3 protein-coding genes are annotated in these 3,412 nt (G+C 68.8%); all 3 read right to left on the bottom strand.

Going from position 1 to position 3,412, the window contains the following annotated elements; all coding sequences use genetic code 11:
- Nucleotides 1–1,286 (bottom strand): efflux RND transporter permease subunit (locus HL658_RS28290; protein WP_180287684.1); only part of this gene is annotated, 1,286 nt, incomplete at its 3' end.
- Between the two features lie 14 nt (nucleotides 1,287–1,300).
- Nucleotides 1,301–2,539: an efflux RND transporter periplasmic adaptor subunit gene (locus tag HL658_RS28285; RefSeq protein WP_180285841.1), complete on the bottom strand. Its 1,239-nt coding sequence runs from the start codon at nucleotides 2,537–2,539 to the stop codon at nucleotides 1,301–1,303.
- Between the two features lie 118 nt (nucleotides 2,540–2,657).
- Nucleotides 2,658–3,412: methyl-accepting chemotaxis protein (locus HL658_RS28280; protein WP_246337991.1), on the bottom strand; the 755-nt coding region annotated here is incomplete at its 5' end.

Here is a 3,412-nt window from a genome sequence, read left to right as displayed (position 1 = left end):
CTGCGCTCCGGGTCCTCCTCCATCACGCGGTGCACGTTCTCCACCACCACGATGGCGTCGTCCACGACAAGGCCGATGGCCAGCACCAGCGCGAACAGCGTGATGGTGTTGGCGCTGTAGCCCAGCGCCAGCAGCACCGCGAAGGTGGCGACCAGCGACACCGGGATGGCGAGGGTGGGGATGAGTGTGGAGCGCAGGTCCTGCAGGAACAGGTAGGTGACACCGACCACCAGGACGAAGGTGATGCCCAGCGTCAGCACGATCTCCTCGATCGTGGCGACCACGACGCGGGTGGTGTCGAACACCACGTCGTGCTCCAGCCCGTCGGGAAACTGCGATGACAGACGGGCCAACTCGGCGCGCACGGACTCCGCGACATCCAGCGCGTTGGCGTCCGGTGACTGGTAGATGGCGAGCGTGGCCGAGGGGTTGCCGTTGAGTTCCGAGGCGGCGTCGTAGCTCTGCGCCCCCAGTTCCACGTCGGCGACGTCGGACAGCCGCACCACGCCGCCGTCCTCCGTCGCGCGCACGATGATCGCGCGGAACTCCTCCACCGTTTCCAGCCGGCCCTGGGCTACGACGGTCAGGGTCTGCTGCTGGGTGTCGCGGATGGGGGGTGCGCCGATCTGGCCGGCGGCGGCCTGGACGTTCTGTGTCTGGATGGCGGTGACGATGTCGTCGGCGGTGATGCCAAGGGACGCCATGCGGTCCGGGTGCATGAACACCCGCATGGAGTAGGTGAGCGCCCCCAGCACCCGCGCGTCGCCCACGCCGGGCACCCGCGCCAGCACCTCGCGCAGGTTCAGGTTGGCGTAGTTGCTGATGAACAGCGCGTCGTAGCGGCCGTCGGGGGAGAACAGATTGACCGTCAGCAGCATGTTGGATGATTGCTGCCGCACCGTCACCCCCTGGCGCGTCACCGCCGACGGCAGGGTGGGTGTGGCGAGCTGCACGCGGTTCTGCACGTTCACCGAGGCGATGTCGGGATTGGTGCCCACCTCGAAGGTGATGGTGAGGCTGTAGCTGCCCTGGTCGGTGCTGGAGGAGGACATGTAGAGCATGCCCTCCACACCGTTCACCTGCGCCTCGATCGGGGCAGCCACGGTTTCCGCCACCACCTGGGCGCTGGCGCCGGGATAGCTGGCACTGACCTGCACCGAAGGCGGGGTGATCGACGGAAACTGAGCCACCGGGATGGCGGTGATCGCGAGCAGCCCGGCGATCGCCGCGACCAGCGACAGCACGATGGCCAGGTTCGGTCGCCGTATGAACAGGCTGGAGAACATCGATCCGCCCCCCGTCAGCGCGGTGAGCCGGTGGCGGAGCCAGCCACCGCCGGAGCTGGCACGGACGAACCTGCGGCCCCCTGTTCCCGCCGCGCCTTTTCCTCCTGCTCCGCGGAGCGGGAGACGGGGTTGACGCGCATGCCCGGACGCAGCTTCTGCTGCCCCTGCACCACGATGCGTTCGCCGGGCTGGAGGCCGTCGCGCACGGCGTACACCTGATCCTGCTGCGTGCCGAGCGTGACGGGGCGTGCCTGCACCACGTCATCCGCCCCGACCACCAGCACATACGCCCCTTCGCGGTTGCGCTGCACGGCATCGACGGGTACCACCGGACGCTGTGCCGTCTGCTCCGGCCGGACCACCACGTTGACGTACTGGCCGGGCAGCAGCAGCGCTTGCGGGTTGGTGAAGCGGGCGCGCACACGGATGGTGCCGGTCTGCGGGTCGACGCGGTTGTCCACGAACTCCACCCGCCCCGGCTGGTCGTACAAGGTCCCGTTCGCCATCCGCAGGGTCGGAACGAAGCGATCGGTCAGCTCCGCCGGCGAGCCGGCCCCGGTCTGTTGGAGCACATCCAGGAGTTGGCGGTCGCTGACGGAGAAGACGACACGGATGGGATCGAGCTGGACCACGGTCGCCAGCGTCCCTGTCTCCGGCGTGACGTAGTTGCCCTCCGTTACGGCGGTGGCCCCGACGCGCCCCACGATGGGGGAGCGGATGTCGGTGTAGGACAGCTCCAGCTCCGCCTGCTCCACCGCGGCACGGGCGGCCATCACGTCGGCCTGGGCGCTGTCGCGCGCCGCCTGCGACTGCTGCAGCGTCGCCTCGCTCGCGGTGCCGCGACGGTTCAGCTCGACCGCGCGCTCGTAATCCTGGGTGGCTTCGCGCAACTGCGCCTCGGCGCGGGCAAGCTGCGCCTGCGCCGCATCGAGCCGCGCGCGGTAAACCGCCGGCTCGATGACATAGAGGAGCTGGTCCCGGACCACGTCCTGACCCTCGGCGAACGCCACCCGCTCCAATGTGCCCGCCACCCGCACACGGGCGTCGAAGCTGGCGATGGGCTCGACACGGCCGACGAACTCGCTCTGCGGGGCGATGGTGCGTCGCTCCACCGGGGCCACCACCACAGCCGGCAGCGGCGCGCCCTGCCCGCCGCCCGGCGCCTGCGCCGACGCGGCGGTCGCGGTCGTGAGGGCCAGCGTTGCCGCGACCAGCGCGATGGCCCACCGCCGGACCAGCCATCCTTCGATCATGTTGTTCCCATCGCAAGAGTCCCAACCTCTTGCGCGGGTCAACAGGACTTGGACGCGAACGGTCCTCAGGACTGGAGGACCCTATACGATCGGAGCCCCCCTGACGCCGGTCCCCGCGTCAACGGACCAGGATCTGCGCGGCGTCCTTGGTCTTCCCGACAGCCCCGGCCACGGCATTGACCGCCTCGGTGATGCCGGCGATGCTGGACGACACCGTGGACACCGCCATGGATGCGCTCTGCATGTTCGCCGACATGCTGTGGGTGACCGCCGTCTGTTCCTCGATCGCCGATGCGGTCAGGGTGACGTACTCGCGAACGGACTGGATGGCGTCGCGGATGCCGTTCAGGGAACCGGCGACCTCGGACGACGTGGTTTGGATGCCGTCGATCTCGCGCGTGATCTGCTCCGTGGCGCGCGCCGCCTGATTGGCGAGATTCTTGACCTCCGACGCGACAACGGCGAATCCCTTGCCGGCCTCACCCGCCCGCGCCGCCTCGATGGTGGCGTTGAGAGCGAGCAGGTTGATCTGCCCGGCGATGTTCTGGATCAGCCCGACGATTCCGTTCATCGCCTGTGCGGCAACCGTCAGCTTTTCCGTGCTGGTCCCACCGGCGACCGCCTGATCGAAAGCGTTCTCCGCGGCGTTGCGGGACTTCACCATGCTCTGCGAGATCTCGCCGATGGAGGCCGCAAGCTCCTCGGCGCTGGAGGCGACCGTCTGGACGTTGCTGGACGTCTCGTCCGCAGCGCTGGAGGCCGAATGCGCCTCCTCCACCGATCGCTGGATCGAGCCGTCGATCTCGCCGAAATTCCGGTCGATGAGGGTCTTCAGATCGCTCAGTGTCCGTCCGGGAAGTGGCTGAGTCGGAT

Source organism: Azospirillum oleiclasticum (genome assembly GCF_013423485.1).
Taxonomy (GTDB): domain Bacteria; phylum Pseudomonadota; class Alphaproteobacteria; order Azospirillales; family Azospirillaceae; genus Azospirillum; species Azospirillum oleiclasticum.
Note: the sequence above shows the minus strand (reverse complement) of the source record. Positions and strands in the feature narration are given on the sequence as shown.